Source organism: Arthrobacter sp. Marseille-P9274, from assembly GCF_946892675.1.
In the GTDB taxonomy this organism is placed as follows: Bacteria; Actinomycetota; Actinomycetes; order Actinomycetales; family Micrococcaceae; genus Crystallibacter.
Window position 1 is genome coordinate 341,742 of sequence record NZ_CAMPOV010000002.1, and the last position, 13,950, is coordinate 355,691.

General features: G+C 69.9%; 11 protein-coding genes. 10 read left to right on the forward strand and 1 reads right to left on the reverse strand.

Annotated features, from left to right (window positions below):
- From OC550_RS14795 to OC550_RS14825, 7 genes are read left to right on the forward strand one after another with little or no spacing between them, the layout of a single operon-like run.
- Entirely contained in the window at nucleotides 1-1,506 is a 1,506-nt protein-coding gene (locus OC550_RS14795; RefSeq protein ID WP_262106667.1) for a tripartite tricarboxylate transporter permease, read from the forward strand.
- 44 nt (nucleotides 1,507-1,550) lie between these two features.
- Nucleotides 1,551-2,543, forward strand: coding sequence for a tripartite tricarboxylate transporter substrate binding protein (locus OC550_RS14800; RefSeq protein WP_262106668.1), 993 nt, complete (start codon nucleotides 1,551-1,553; stop codon nucleotides 2,541-2,543).
- A gap of 23 nt (nucleotides 2,544-2,566) precedes the next feature.
- Nucleotides 2,567-3,205, forward strand: coding sequence for a methyltransferase (locus OC550_RS14805; RefSeq protein WP_262106669.1), 639 nt, complete (start codon nucleotides 2,567-2,569; stop codon nucleotides 3,203-3,205).
- Nucleotides 3,206-3,239: 34 nt separating this feature from the next.
- Nucleotides 3,240-4,022, forward strand: a complete 783-nt coding sequence (locus OC550_RS14810) for a DUF1932 domain-containing protein (protein ID WP_262106670.1) — start codon at nucleotides 3,240-3,242, stop codon at nucleotides 4,020-4,022.
- 34 nt (nucleotides 4,023-4,056) lie between these two features.
- Nucleotides 4,057-5,394 carry a TRAP transporter permease gene (locus tag OC550_RS14815; RefSeq protein ID WP_262106672.1) on the forward strand — a complete coding sequence of 446 codons (1,338 nt, stop codon included), beginning with the start codon at nucleotides 4,057-4,059 and terminating at the stop codon, nucleotides 5,392-5,394.
- A gap of 12 nt (nucleotides 5,395-5,406) precedes the next feature.
- Complete coding sequence (locus tag OC550_RS14820; RefSeq protein WP_262106674.1) at nucleotides 5,407-5,655, forward strand: hypothetical protein; 249 nt, start codon at nucleotides 5,407-5,409, stop codon at nucleotides 5,653-5,655.
- Nucleotides 5,652-6,638 carry a cyclase family protein gene (locus OC550_RS14825; protein WP_262106675.1) on the forward strand — a complete coding sequence of 329 codons (987 nt, stop codon included), beginning with the start codon at nucleotides 5,652-5,654 and terminating at the stop codon, nucleotides 6,636-6,638. Before OC550_RS14820 ends, OC550_RS14825 begins: the two co-directional genes overlap by 4 nt.
- A gap of 26 nt (nucleotides 6,639-6,664) precedes the next feature.
- Here the strand turns inward: OC550_RS14825 and OC550_RS14830 are convergent, their stop codons facing one another.
- Nucleotides 6,665-7,657, reverse strand: a complete 993-nt coding sequence (locus OC550_RS14830; protein ID WP_262106677.1) for a D-2-hydroxyacid dehydrogenase — start codon at nucleotides 7,655-7,657, stop codon at nucleotides 6,665-6,667.
- A gap of 378 nt (nucleotides 7,658-8,035) precedes the next feature.
- Between OC550_RS14830 and OC550_RS14835 the strand changes: the two genes are divergently transcribed.
- From OC550_RS14835 to OC550_RS14845, 3 genes are read left to right on the forward strand one after another with little or no spacing between them, the layout of a single operon-like run.
- On the forward strand, nucleotides 8,036-9,316 hold the full coding sequence (locus OC550_RS14835; protein WP_262106679.1) for an aspartate aminotransferase family protein: 1,281 nt from the start codon (nucleotides 8,036-8,038) through the stop codon (nucleotides 9,314-9,316).
- Between the two features lie 9 nt (nucleotides 9,317-9,325).
- Complete coding sequence (locus tag OC550_RS14840) at nucleotides 9,326-12,427, forward strand: FAD-binding and (Fe-S)-binding domain-containing protein (protein ID WP_262106681.1); 3,102 nt, start codon at nucleotides 9,326-9,328, stop codon at nucleotides 12,425-12,427.
- Nucleotides 12,424-13,923, forward strand: a complete 1,500-nt coding sequence (locus OC550_RS14845) for an NAD-dependent succinate-semialdehyde dehydrogenase (protein WP_262106683.1) — start codon at nucleotides 12,424-12,426, stop codon at nucleotides 13,921-13,923. The genes OC550_RS14840 and OC550_RS14845 overlap by 4 nt, the downstream gene beginning before the upstream one ends.
- The last annotated feature ends 27 nt before the right edge of the window (nucleotides 13,924-13,950 follow it).

Consider the following 13,950-nt stretch of genomic DNA (forward strand, 5'->3'; position numbering starts at 1 on the left):
GTGGATGTACTGAACGAACTGCTGGGCGGGTTCGCCTCGGCGCTGACGTGGCAGAACCTTCTGTTCGCCTTCATCGGCTGCCTGCTGGGAACCGTGATCGGCGTGCTGCCCGGCATCGGGCCGGTCGCCGGCGTCGCGCTGCTGATCCCGCTGACCCTCAACCTGGACCCCGCCGGGTCGATCATCATGCTCTGTGCGATCTTCTACGGCACCACGTACGGCGGGACGATCACCAGCGTCCTGCTCAACACCCCTGGTGAGGCCGCTTCGGCGATTACCGCCTTGGACGGGTACGCGATGACGAAAATCGGGCGGGCAGGGGTGGCGCTGACCATCGCCGCCGCCGGTTCCTTCATCGGCGGCTCGCTGGCCACGGCCGGCCTGGTCGTCGCGGCGAAGCCGCTGGGCGGACTGGGCCTGATGATCGGCCCGCCGGAATTCTTTGCGCTGGTCGTCGTCGGCATTTCGCTGCTCGTGGCCTTGGCCGGACGGTCCATGGTCCGGGCGTTGATCTCCGGTGCCTTGGGCCTGCTGATCTCCATGGTCGGCATCGACCCCGTCGCCGGGGCCCCGCGCTTCACCTTCGGAATGGAGCGTCTGCTCGACGGAGTCTCTTTTGTCGCCGTCATCGTCGGACTGTTCGGTCTCTCCGAGGTCCTGTCCTACCGTCCCGGACGGAACAAGGTCACGGTTCAGTCCCCGGGCATGCGTTCCCTGCTGCCGACCCGCGCCGACTGGCGGCGCAGCGCCCCGGCTATTGCCCGCGGCACCGGCGTCGGCTTCGGACTGGGCCTGATCCCCGGCATGACCGGTTCGGTCTCTTCCCTGCTCTCCTACGGTGCCGAGAAGAAGTTCTCCAAGCACCGCCACGAACTCGGCCAAGGCGCGATCGAGGGCGTTGCCGGCCCCGAAACGGCGAACAACGCCCACGCCAACGGCGCCCTGATCCCGCTGTTCACCCTGGGTATCCCGGCCTCCCCGACGATCGCGGTGCTCATGGGAGCATTCCTGCAGCAGGGCCTGACCCCCGGCCCGACACTCTTCGCCGAACACGCCGATATTGCCTGGACGATCATCGCCAGCCTGTTCATCGGCAACATCCTGCTGCTGGTGCTCAACGTACCGCTCGTGGGGCTGTGGACCTCCATCCTCAAAGTGCCCTACCCGATCCTGTCCAGCCTGATCCTGATGTTCATGGTCGTCGGCGCCTACACCATCAACTTCTCCGTCTTCGACGTCTTCGTGATGATCCTCTTCGGCGTCGTCGGTCTGGTCCTGCGCAACCTGGACATCCCGCTCGCGCCCATGGTACTGACCCTGGTCCTTGGCCCGCTGATGGAACGCTCCCTGCGCGAGTCCCTCGACATCTCCCGGGGCGACCTGTCGATCTTCCTCGACCGCCCGGTGACCGTGGTCCTGCTCCTGGTCGCCCTCGCGATCGTCGCCAGCCCGCTGCTCAAGCTCCGCAAACCTGCCGCCCTCGCCGCCGAGGACCCCGAAACCTAAACCGCTCTAACACCAACCGTTAAGCACCTAGCAAAGGACAACCAATGAAGCGCATCCTTGCCGCCACCTCAGTAGCAGCCCTCACCCTCATGGCTTCCACTGCCTGCGGCGCTCAAACCTCCTCCTCCGCGGGCGAGGACTTCCCCCGCCAGGGTAAGTCCATCGAGATGATTGTTGCGTTCGCCCCGGGCGGCGCCGTCGATACCGCCGCCCGCCTGGTCCAGCCCGTGCTTGAGAAGGAGCTGGGCACGAACGTCGAAGTTGTGAACAAGCCCGGCGCCGGAGGCCAGATCGGCTACACGGCCCTGACCAGCGCCGAGGCCGACGGCTACACGATCGGTGCCACCGGCTCGCCGTCGGTCGTCGTCACCCCGCTCGACCCGGCCCGCGGCGCGAGTTTCACGCGGGAGGACTTCCAGCCGCTCGGACGCCAGGTCATCGACCCCGCCGTCGTCGCCGTCCAGCCGGACAGCCCCTACCAGAACCTCGACGACCTGCTGAAGGCAGCGAAGGACAAGCCGGACACCATCACCGCGACGACCACCGGCCAGCAGGGCGGCGAGCACTTCGCGATCGCCCAGGTCAAGGATGCCACCGGTGCCGCGCTCAGCCCGGTCCACTTCTCCGAGGGCGCCTCGCAGGCTACCACTGCATTCCTCGGCAAGCACGTCGAAGTCCTCGTGGCCAACGTCAGCGATGTCACCGACCTGGTCAAGCAGGGCAAAGCCAAGGTCCTGGGCGTGATGGACAGCGAACGGGCCGAGGCCCTGCCCGACGTTCCCACCTTCAAGGAGTCCGGACATGACGTCGTCGCCGCCACCGCCCGCGGCTACTCCGCCCCGGCCGGCCTGCCCGAACCCGTCGCGCAGAAGCTCGAAGCAGCCCTGAAAACCGCCATCGAGGATCCGGCCGTTGTCGCGAAGATGGAGGACCTGGGCCTGGCCACCAGCTACCAGTCCGCCGGCGACTACGAGACGTTCTGGGGCCAGCAGGAGACCGACTACAAGACCGTCCTGCCCCTCGTCCAAGCCAAGTAATACCCGAACGAAGGAACAGCATCATGTCCTCCACCGCTGACACCACGACCGTCGTCGATTTCGAGCGGCCCGCCCCGGAACTCATCGCCCGCCTCGCGGCCCTGCCCGCGGCCAACATCGGCGATGCGATGGAGCGCCTCGGCGTCGCCGATTCGGCCATCCAGGCGATCTGGCCCGGAGCCAGACTGGCTGGCCCCGCCTTTACCGTCTGGGTCGCCGCCGGCGACAACCAAGGCATCCACGCAAGCCTCGCCGCGGCCAGCCCCGGCGACGTCGTGGTGGTCAGCGGCGGGGGCGACACCTCCCGCGCGCTGCTCGGAGAACTCATCGGTGAACGGGCGATCTCAGCCGGACTAGCCGGCTTCGCGCTGGACGGGGCCGCGCGGGACGCCGAAGTCCTCGGCGAGATCGGATTGCCGGTCTTCGCCAAGGCCACCAGCCCGGCCGGCCCCTATAAAAACGGCCCGTTCCGGATCGCGGTGCCCATCGCTTTCGGCGGGGTTCCGGTCCTGCCAGGCGACATCATCGTCGGTGACTCCGACGGCGTCGTCGTCGTTCCCCGCGGCCGGGCGGACGAAATCGCGGCAGCGGCCGAAGCGGTCTTCGCGGACGAAGCCGAACGCCGCGCCCGCATCATCGGCGACCGCGCCGCCAACTCCTGACACGCACCACGCTCCACCCGAAGGAAACAGCACCATGAATTGCACCGTTATCGGCCTCGGCGAAGCCGGCGCCATCTACGCCTCCGCCCTGCTGCGCGCCGGCCACCAGGTCACCGGCTACGATCCGGTCGTGACTTCTGCCCCGGCCGGAGTCGGCCTCGCACCTAGCGCAGCAGCCGCCTGCGCCGAAGCCGACGTAGTCCTGGTCCTCACCGGCGCCGGGGCGGCCCGCCCCGTCGCCGCCGAGTGCCTGCCGGCCATGCCTGCAGGGGCCTGCTACGCGGATCTGACCTCCTCTTCCCCTGGCACCATGGAAGAGCTCGGCCGCGGCGCCGGGGACGTACTGTTCGCCGACGTCGCGATCCTCGGACCGGTCATCGCACAGCGCGAAGCCACCCCGCTGATGGCCAGCGGTCCCGGCGCCGCAGCCTTCGCCGACGTCGTGCGCGGCATTGGTGCACCCGTTGAGGTTGTCCCCGGACCTCCAGGGGCCGCGATGGCGCATAAACTGCTGCGCAGCGTCTTCATGAAGGGGCTCGCCTCCGTCGTCGTAGAAGCCGTCAACGCAGGTCGGGCGGCGGGCCTGGAAGATTTCGTCCGCGCCCAGATCACGGGGATGCTCGCCGGGGACGGGCAGGCCGTCATAGAGCGGTTCCTCACGGGCACGCAGAAGCACGCGGCCCGCCGCTCCTTCGAGATGCGCTCCACCAGCGGCTACCTAGCCGAACTCGGTGTCCCTGCGGAAATGACCGAAGCCTCGGCCACCGCGATGGAACGCATGGCCGCGGCCGAAGAAACCGAAAGCGTGGCATCCTGAAAGTGGCCGGCAAGAGACACGGGAAGGACCACTCATGATCGGCGTCTGGGCACTCGGCGCCTACCTGGCCGTGATCATCTTGTGGACGACCCTGCTTAAGCGCAACGTCGGGGAAGCCATGATGATCGGCTTCCTCGTTGCAGCCGGGTTCAACGGGGCGGCCGCGCTGAACGCCGGCTGGACCGCGCTCTACGACGCGCTCACCGACGAGATCGTCTACGCCACGGTCATCTTCGTGTTCATGGGCTACCTGCTGGAAAGGGCCGGAGTCATGGAACGGATGATCAACCTGCTGGACGCGCTCATCGGCGGCCGCAAGGGCGGCTCCGCCTACGTGTCCACCGTCGCCTCCGCAGGTTTGGGCAGCATCGTGCACAACCAGGCCGCCATCGCCGCGACGGTCGGCTCGGTGACCATCCCTTGGATGGAACGCGCCAAGGTCGAGCGGACCACGGCGGCCACCATCGTCGCCGGCAACGCAGGCATGGGCATCACCTTCCCCTTCAGCGCGTCCATGTTCGTCCTCGTCGGTTCCTCCACCGTCGGCCCCCTGCTCGACATCGACACGCTCATCCTTCCCCTGATCGCCGGAGGCCTCTGGTGCGTCCTGCACCGCCTCATCGTCACGGCCATCCTTGTGCACCGCAGCGGCGCCCGCGCCACAGCCAAGGAAAACCGCCCCCTGCTGCTCGAGGCCCTGCGCCGCGGCTGGACCACCCTGCTGCTCTTCGTCGGGGTCGCCCTGCCCATGCTCCTGACAACCGGAGCCCTCGCCAAGATCCTCTCCGGCCACGCAGGGACGGACGTCTCCGACGCCATCAGCCCGATCTTCTGGATCCCCGTTGTCCTGATCGTTCTCGGCCTGGCCCTGGGACGCAGACAGCTGCCCCGCAGCCCCAAGGCATGGGCCCAGCTCATCGGCGACTCCGCACCCAGGTTCGGCGTCGTCGGCATCACCGTTCTCTTCGCCTTCGCCGGCGCGAACGCCCTGGCCACCACCGGCCTGCCCGAACAACTGTCGGGCCTGCTGGACGGCCTCGACCTGCCCGTGTGGCTGCTCGCGGTCGTCATCGGCCTCATCGTCGTCGCCGTCGCAGCCCCCCTGTCCTCCACGGCTACCATGGCCGCCGTGGGCACCATCGGCGTCGCCGCGCTCATCGCCGCCGGTGTCCCGGCCCCGACAGCCGCGGTCGCCGTGCTGATCTTCTCCTCCTGCGAGGCCGCCGTGCCCCCGGGCGGTGCGCCCCTGTACGTCGCGTGCGGCATTGCCGGCGTCGATCCCCTCCACACCTTCCGGCGCATGCTGCTCTACTATGCCCTGCCGCTGCTGGGCATCGGGGTGCTGGTCGCCGCAGGCGTCCTGCCCGTCTAGCAAGGAACCACCATGCTCCACCGCATCGCCCGGACCGTGTTCATCGCCTCACTCTCCACCGCCCTGGCCGGCGGCGTGCTGCTCATCGTGTGGCAGGTCCTCGGCCTGGCCGCCGGCGACGCCGAAATCCTCACCGCCCCGAACGGCATCTTCAAGACCGTCCTGTGCATCGCGGCCTCCGCTTCCGCGATCGCCGCGTACGTCCTCGTCCATGTCAAAGCAGCAAGCCCTACCGCTCAATCGAAAGCCGGGACCCGATGACCGCCGCCGCGCGCGGCGGCCTGCCCGACCGCCGGGAACTCAAAGAACGCCCGGGCGCTCTGGCCGGCACCTCCTGGAACCTGTTCACGGACTCCTCGAGGGGAACGCCGTCCTTCGCCGACGCTGCCGCCGTGGTCGGTGCTGCCCGGTCGGTGCAGCACGGAGAAGTCTTCGGGCTCGATTACCCGGTGGATGCCTTCGCCCCCGGTATGTCCAAAGCCCGCAAGGCTCCCGTCCACACCATCTATGCCAACCATCCGGCCCATCGCGATGACTTCCTCGACGGGTTCTATCTGCAGGGATCTACCCAAATCGACGGGCTCCGGCACAGGCGCGCAGACGACGTTGGCTTCTATGGCGGCGTCCCGGACGACCTGATCCAGCCAGGCACTGAGGAACTGGGCATCCAGGTATGGGCAGACAAACCCATCGTGACCCGCGGCGTGCTGGTCGATGTCGCCGGGTACCTCCAGTCGCAAGGCCGGGAGGTCGATCATTCCGGCGGCCAGCCGCTTCCGTTCGATCTGATTCCCCGGGCGCTCGAAGCCCAGGGTGCGGAGGTCAGCACGGGCGACGTCGTCATGCTCCATACCGGCTGGGCCGAGTGGTTCCTTGGGCTCGACGACGCGCGCAAACGTGAACAGCAGGCCAACGGCCGCGCAACCGGCATGGCGCAAAGCGAAGAACTCCTCAACTGGTCCTGGAACAGCGGGGTGACACTGCTCGCGGCCGACAACTTCGCCGTCGAGTGCCTGCCTCCGGTCCCGGATTCTCCCTTCAGGCAGACGGCGCCGAACGACCGCGGCATGATGCACCAGGAATTCCTCGCCAAGCTCGGGCTGCCCCTCGGAGAACTCTGGCGCCTCGGACCGCTCGCCCGCCGGATGCGGGAGCTAGGACAGTGGCACGCCCTGCTCGTCGTCAAGCCGCTCAATGTCACAGGCGCCACCGGTTCGCCGGCCAATGCCACCGCCATTCTCTGATGCGCATTCTCTGATGCGGCCGCGGTTTACCCCCGCGAGCTGACGTAGCCGCGTTCCTTGTCCACCTGGTTGGCGAGCGGTTCGCCGGCGAGCCAGCGGTCCAGGTTGGCGAGGAACTGGTCCGCGAGGGCGTCGCGCCAGCCGACGACGTCGCCGCTCATGTGCGCCGAGATGTGCACGTTCTCCATGGCCCAGAAAGGGTGGTCGGCCGGAAGCGGCTCCTGATCGAAGACGTCCAGCGAGGCGGCGGCGATCCGGCCGGCCTGCAGCGCCTCGATGAGCGCGGGCTCGTCCACGAGCGCGCCGCGGCCGACGTTGACCAGGTGCGCCGTCGGCTTCATGGAGGCGAGCACCTCGGCGTTGAGCATCTGCCGGGTCTGGTCCGTCAGCGGAGCGATCAGCACGACGTGGTCCGCCCACCCGGCCTGTTCGGCGAGCTCGGCGCTGGGCACCACGGAGCCGAAATCGTCGTCGCACTCCCTCGCCGTCCGTCCGGCGCCCCGGACCTCCAGCCCGACCGCGCGCAGCAGCCGGGCCGTGGCACGGCCGATCCCGCCGGTCCCCACAACGAGCACTCGGGAGCCTGCGGTCGGCGTGAGTTCGCGGTGCATCCACGTGGCCTCCCGCTGCAGGGCCTTGCTGTGGTGCAACTGTTTGTCATGCGCCAGGATGGACGCCAGCACGAACTCGGCGATCGGCCTGTCGAAGGTGCCGTGCGCGTTGGTCAGCTCTACCTCGGAGTCGCGCAGCCCGTCGAACAGCATCGTGTCCACGCCAGCGGCCGCCACGTGCACCCACTTCAGCGCGTCCGCCTGCGGCCACGCATCGCGCAGCGCCGAGGAAAAGAAGTCCCACAGGAACAGGGCGTCCGCGCCGGCGATCGCCTGCGGCAGCTCGGCGGCGGGGGCAACAACGACGTCGGCGCGCGCCTTAATCGCACCCAGATTGTAGGGGCGGGGCTGGCCGTCCTCGGCCAGAATCACCACGCGGGGGCGGGACCCCGAAGCTCGATTAGTCACGGCTCCACGCTACGCGAGCGCAAGATTGTTGACAATAGACAGCTAGGCGGACCCCGACGTGAATAACGGGGTCCGCGGCCGCGCGCCGTTCAGCCGGCCAGGGACCCCACGGGGTAGTTGACAATGACGACGCCCGGCGGCGCGTAGTTAGGCACATCCGCGGCGAGGGCCTGCCCTTCGGGGGAGGACATGGCCGCGACATAGGCCGCCTTGTCGTCGAAGTCCCCCTCGAAGTGGCGAAGAGGGCTCGGCGGGCAGAGTGCAGCACTCGAGCCCAGCGTAGTGATTCGAGCGGCGGCAGGGCACCCTTGATGCCAAACAGCCGGGGGTGTCGACGGATTGTTGACAATAAACAGATGTGACCTACACCATGGGTGCATGACTTCACTTAGCCCCGCGCTCAAGCAGGCCACCCCCGTCGTCGTCGACCACGCCCTCGGCAGCTGGATCTACGGCACGGACGGCAAGGACTACCTGGATTTCACCACCGGCATCGGCGTCACCAGCACCGGCCACTGCCACCCGAAGGTGGTCGCCGCGGCGCGGGATCAGGTCGGCAAGATCATCCACGCGCAGTACACCACGGTGATGCACCAGCCGCTGCTGCAGCTGACGGAAAAGCTGGGTGAGGTGCTGCCGGCCGGGCTGGACTCCGTCTTCTACGCCAACTCCGGCTCGGAGGCGGTCGAGGCCGCGATCCGACTGGCCCGGATGGCCACCGGGCGCCCGAACATCGTGGTCTTCCAGGGCGGCTTCCACGGCCGCACCGTCGCGGCGGCGTCGCTGACCACGGCGGGCACCAAGTTCTCCGCCGGCTTCGCACCGCTGATGGCCGGCGTGCATATGTCCGCCTTCCCCTACGCCTACCGCTACGGCTGGGACGAGGCCACCGCCGTCGAATTCGCCCTGAAGGAACTGGACTACCTGCTGCAGACCCGCACCGCGCCGAACGACACGGCGGCGTTCCTGATCGAGCCGGCCTTGGGCGACGGCGGCTACCTGCCCACCCCTCCGGCGTTCATGGAAGGGCTGCGCGAGCGCGCGGACCGGCACGGCATCAAGCTGATTTTCGACGAGGTGCAGGCCGGCGTCGGGCGCACCGGCAGGTTCTGGGGCCATCAGCACTCGGCGGCGACGCCGGACATCCTGATCACCGCCAAGGGCATCGCCTCCGGCTTCCCGATCTCCGCGATCGCCGCCTCGACCGAGACCATGTCGAAGGCGTGGCCAGGTTCGCAGGGCGGCACCTACGGCGGCAACGCCGTCTCCGCGGCGGCCGGCGTCGCCACGCTGGAAGTGGTCCAGGAGGAGGGGCTGGTGGAGAACTCGCGGCTGCGCGGCGAGCAACTGCAGGCCGGGCTGCTCGAGATCCAGGGCAGGTTCCCGCAGATCGGTAACGTCCGCGGCCTGGGCCTGATGCAGGGCATCGAGTTCACCGGAGCGGACGGCAACCCGGACGCGGCCACGGCCACCGCGGTCCAGCAGGCCACCACCGAGCAGGGCCTGCTGACGCTGACCTGCGGTCCGGCGGGCAACGTGGTCCGGCTGATCCCGGCCCTCGTGGTCACGCCCGAAGAAATCACCACCGGCCTGGAGCGCTTCGAGGCGGCCGTCGCCGTCGCCACCGGAGCCGTCCCCGCGGCAGCGACGGGAGCCTGAGCACACCACATGAGCGAAGCCGTCCTCCCCGACACCACCCGTACCCCGGACCGCCGAGCCGGCAACACCGGCGTCGACCGGCCCGCCGTGCTCGCCGCGCTGGCCGCGGCGGGCATCACCGCCGACGCCTCGCCGCGCCGGCGGGCCGAGTACTCCTTCGACGCGTCCAACTACCGCGTCCCGCCGCTCGCCGTGGTCTTCCCGCGCAGCATCGAGGACGTCGTCGCCGCCGTGAAAGCCTGCCGCGCCACGGGCACGCCGCTGATCGGCCGCGGCGGCGGTACCTCGATGGCCGGCAACGCGATCGGTCCCGGGGTCGTGCTGGATTTCTCCCGCTACCTGAACCGGATCCACCGCGTCGACGAGGCGGCCGGGACGGTTTCGGTGGAGCCCGGAGTGGTGCTGGCCGCGCTCTCCGCCGAGGTGGAGCGCGCGACGGAGGGACGCTTCACCTTCGCGCCGGATCCGTCCTCGAAGAACCGCGCCACGGTCGGCGGCGCGCTGGGCAACGATGCGTGCGGCAACCACTCGGTCCGCTACGGCCGGACGTCTGACCACGTGGCGGAGATCGACGTCGTGACGTCCGACGGCGTTCGGCTCACCGCGGGCGCGGAGGGGCTGCGGGCCACGGATCCCGAGGACACCGCCGCCGCGCTGCGCGCCGCGCAGCTCACTGCCGAGCTGAAGGAGCTGGCGCGCGCCAACCTCGCCGGGTTCCGCACCGAGCTCGGCCGGATCCAGCGGCAGGTTTCCGGCTACCACCTGGCCAACCTGCTGCCGGAGAAGGGCTTCAACGTGGCCCGCGCGCTGGTGGGGTCCGAGGGCACCTGCGCGGTCATCGTCGGGGCGCGGATGAAGCTGGTGCCGAAGCCCGCGAGCGCGCTGCTGGTCTGCGTCGGCTACCGGGACGTGGTCGAGGCCTCGCGGGATATCGGCACCATCCTCGAGTTCTCCCCCTCCGCGGTGGAGGGGATCGACGAGGCGATCGTGGACACCATGCGCTTCCGCCGCGGTGACGGCTCCGTGCAGGGCCTGCCGGAGGGCAAGGCCTGGCTGTACGTCGACCTGGACGGCGACGACCCGGACGAGGTCGCCGCAGAGGCCGAGCGGCTGCTGGCCCGGCTGAGGGAGAACGGCCGGATGATGGACGGCCGCCCGGTCCCCGATCCGGTGGAGCGCGCCTCGCTCTGGCGCGTCCGCGAGGTCGGCGCCGGCCTGTCCTCCCGGCTGTCCACCGGCGGCGAGTCCTGGCCCGGCTGGGAGGATTCCGCCGTTGCGCCCGAAAAGCTGCCGGAGTACCTGGCGGACTTCCGCGACCTGCTGGCCAAGCACGGCCTGACCGGCGTGATGTACGGACACCTCGGCGCCGGCTGCATGCACATCCGGATCACCTACGACCTGCGCAGCGACGCCGGCCGCGCCGTGTTCCGGGCCTTCTCCCGCGAGGCCGCGGAGCTGGTGGTCCGGCATGGCGGCTCGCTCTCCGGCGAACACGGGGACGGCCGCGCCCGCTCCGAGCTGCTGCCGATCATGTACTCCGCCGCGATGCTGAGGGCCTTCGCCGACTACCGCCGGATCTGGGACCCCGCCGGCATCCTCAACCCCGGTTCGCTCACCGATCCGGACCCGCTGGACGCGCACCTGTCGCTGGACGGCGTGCCGGAGCGGCAGTGGCGCACCAGCTTCGACCTGCGCCCGATCGGCGCGGGCGGCAGCGCCAGCGCCGAGACCGACAACCCGGCGGACGAGTCCGGGGCCGGCGCCGACCCGTGGGTGCACGCCGTCCAGGGCTGCATCGGCGTGGGCAAGTGCCGCTCGGACACCGCCGGCGTCATGTGCCCCAGCTACCGCGCCACCCGGGACGAGAAGGACTCCACCCGCGGCCGCGCCCGCGTGCTGCAGGACATGGTCCGCGGCGCCCGCAGCATCGAGGAAGGCTGGCGCTCCGAGGAGGTCCGCGAGGTGCTGGACCTGTGCCTGTCCTGCAAGGCCTGCTCGAGCGACTGCCCCACCGGCACCGACATGGCGACCTACAAGTCCGAGTTCTTCGACCACTACTACCGCGGCCGGCGGCGTCCGCTCTCGCACTATTCGCTCGGCTGGCTGCCGCGCTGGCTCAAGCTCACCGGCCGCATCGCGCCGCTGGTCAACGCCGCGCTGGACACGCCGCTGGGCAAGCTGGCGGCGGCCGCGGGCGGCATGACCACGAAGCGCGCGCTGCCGAAGTTCGCCGGTGCCGGCGAATGGTGGAGGCAGGTGGCCGCGGCCGGGCTGCAGCGCGGAAAGCACGACGGCGGTGTCCGGCCGGTCGCGGGCGGCACCTTGGAAGGCGAGTACGACGGCGGTGCACGCCACCGCGCGGACCGCACCTCCGGCGTCGTCCTCTTTGTGGACACCTTCACGCGCGGCTTCCGCCCGGAGGTCGCCGGTGCCGCCGCGCGGGTGCTCGCGGGCGCCGGACAGCCGGCCGAATGCTCGGCCGACGCGTGCTGCGGGCTGACCTGGATCTCCACCGGCCAGCTGGACACCGCGAAGAAGCTGCTCCGCGGGGCCGTCGAGGCGCTCGACGACGGGACGGACCGGCCGATCGTCGTCGTGGAACCCAGCTGCGCCGCCGCGCTGCGCAAGGACCTGCCCGAACTCGTGCATACCGAGCAGGCCCGCCGGGTGGCCGCCCGGGTGCGCAGCTTCGCCGCCTATGTGGGCGAGCTGGCCGCGGGCGGCTGGAAGCCGGCGCCGGCGGAACCGCTGCCGGAGCAGGTGGTGCTGCAGACGCACTGCCACGAGTACGCCGTCTTCGGCGCCGCAACCCAGCGGCAGGCCCTGGCCGCCGTCGGCATCGAAGGCGTCACCGATGCGACCGGCTGCTGCGGTGTCGCCGGCAACTTCGGCTTCGAGAAGCAGCACTACGACGTGAGCATGCAGGTGGCCGAGCACGCCCTGGCCCCGGCCCTGCGCGGCAGCGGCACGGACGTGCCGGTCCTGACGGACGGCTTCTCCTGCGCCATGCAGGTCAACCAGCTCGCCCCGGACAGACCCGGCCGGCACCTCGCCCAGCTGCTCGATCCCAAACCTGACCAGACCACTGACAAGAAGGACTCTCCCGCATGACAACTGAGACCGCCCCCCGCACCGACGCAGCAACCTCGCAGGAGGCGCGCGACGCCGTCGCCAAGGTCAGCACCGGCGTCTTCATCGACGGCGAGTGGAGCGAATCCGCCTCCGGCGCCCGCTTCGACGTCGTCAATCCCGCCACCGAGGAAGTCGTCGCCACCGTGGCCGACGGCGGCCCGGAGGACGCCCGCCGCGCCATCGAAACCGCCGGCCGGGTGCAGAAGGAGTGGGCGAAGACCGCGCCGCGCGAGCGCAGCGAGATCCTGCGCCGAGCCTACGACCTGATCATGGCGCGGCAGGACGAGCTGGCGCTGGTGATGACCACGGAGATGGGCAAGCCCTTCGCCGAGGCCAAGGGCGAGGTGGCCTACGCCGCCGAGTTCTTCCGCTGGTTCTCCGAGGAGGCGGTGCGGATCGGCGGCGACGTGACCACCACGGGCGACGGCAAGAACCGCATCCTGGTTTCCAAGGAGCCCGTCGGCCCCTGCGTGCTGGTCACCCCGTGGAACTTCCCGCTGGCCATGGGCACCCGCAAGATCGGCCCGGCCATCGCCGCCGGCTGCACCATCGTGTTCAAGCCGGCCAACCTGACCCCGCTGTCCTCGCTGGCGCTGGCGGACATCCTCATCGAGGCCGGTCTGCCCAAGGGCGTGCTCAACGTCGTCTGCACGTCGAAGGCCTCCTCCGTGGTGACGCCGTGGATGGAGAGCGGCATCGCCCGCAAGGTCAGCTTCACCGGCTCCACCGAGGTGGGCGTGAAGCTGCTCGAGCAGGCGGCCAAGCACGTCATGCGCTCCTCGATGGAGCTCGGCGGCAACGCGCCGTTCATCGTGTTCGAGGACGCCGACCTGGACCGTGCCGTCGAGGGCGCGGTCGCCGCCAAGATGCGCAACATGGGCGAGGCCTGCACCGCGGCCAACCGTCTGTTCGTGCAGCGGCCGGTCGCCGAGGAGTTCGCCCGCAGACTGGCCGCGCGGCTCGGCGCACTCACGGTGGGGGACGGCGCGAAGGATGGCACCGACGTCGGACCTTTGGTGGAAGAGAAGGCCCTGGTGAAGGTGCAGGAACTGGTGGACGACGCCGTCGCCAAGGGCGCCACCGTGGTCTGCGGCGGCTCCCGTCCGGAACGCCCCGGCTACTTCTACTCCCCCACGGTGCTTTCCGACGTCGATCCGGCCGCGGACCTGATGAGCGAGGAGATCTTCGGCCCGGTGGCCCCCGTCATCCCCTTCGACACCGAGGAGGAAGTCACCCGGCTGGCCAACGACACCCCGTGGGGGCTGGTCGGCTACCTGTTCACGCAGGACGTGGACCGAGGCTTCCGGATGGGCGAGGCGCTGGAGGTCGGCATGGTCGGCCTGAACACCGGCGTCGTGTCCAACCCGGCGGCGCCGTTCGGCGGCATCAAGGCCTCCGGGCTGGGCCGCGAGGGCGGGCGCGTGGGGATCGAGGAGTTCCTCGAGTACAAGTACATGGCCGTTCCACGCGGCTGAACATTTCCCGTCTAGACATCACGGAGG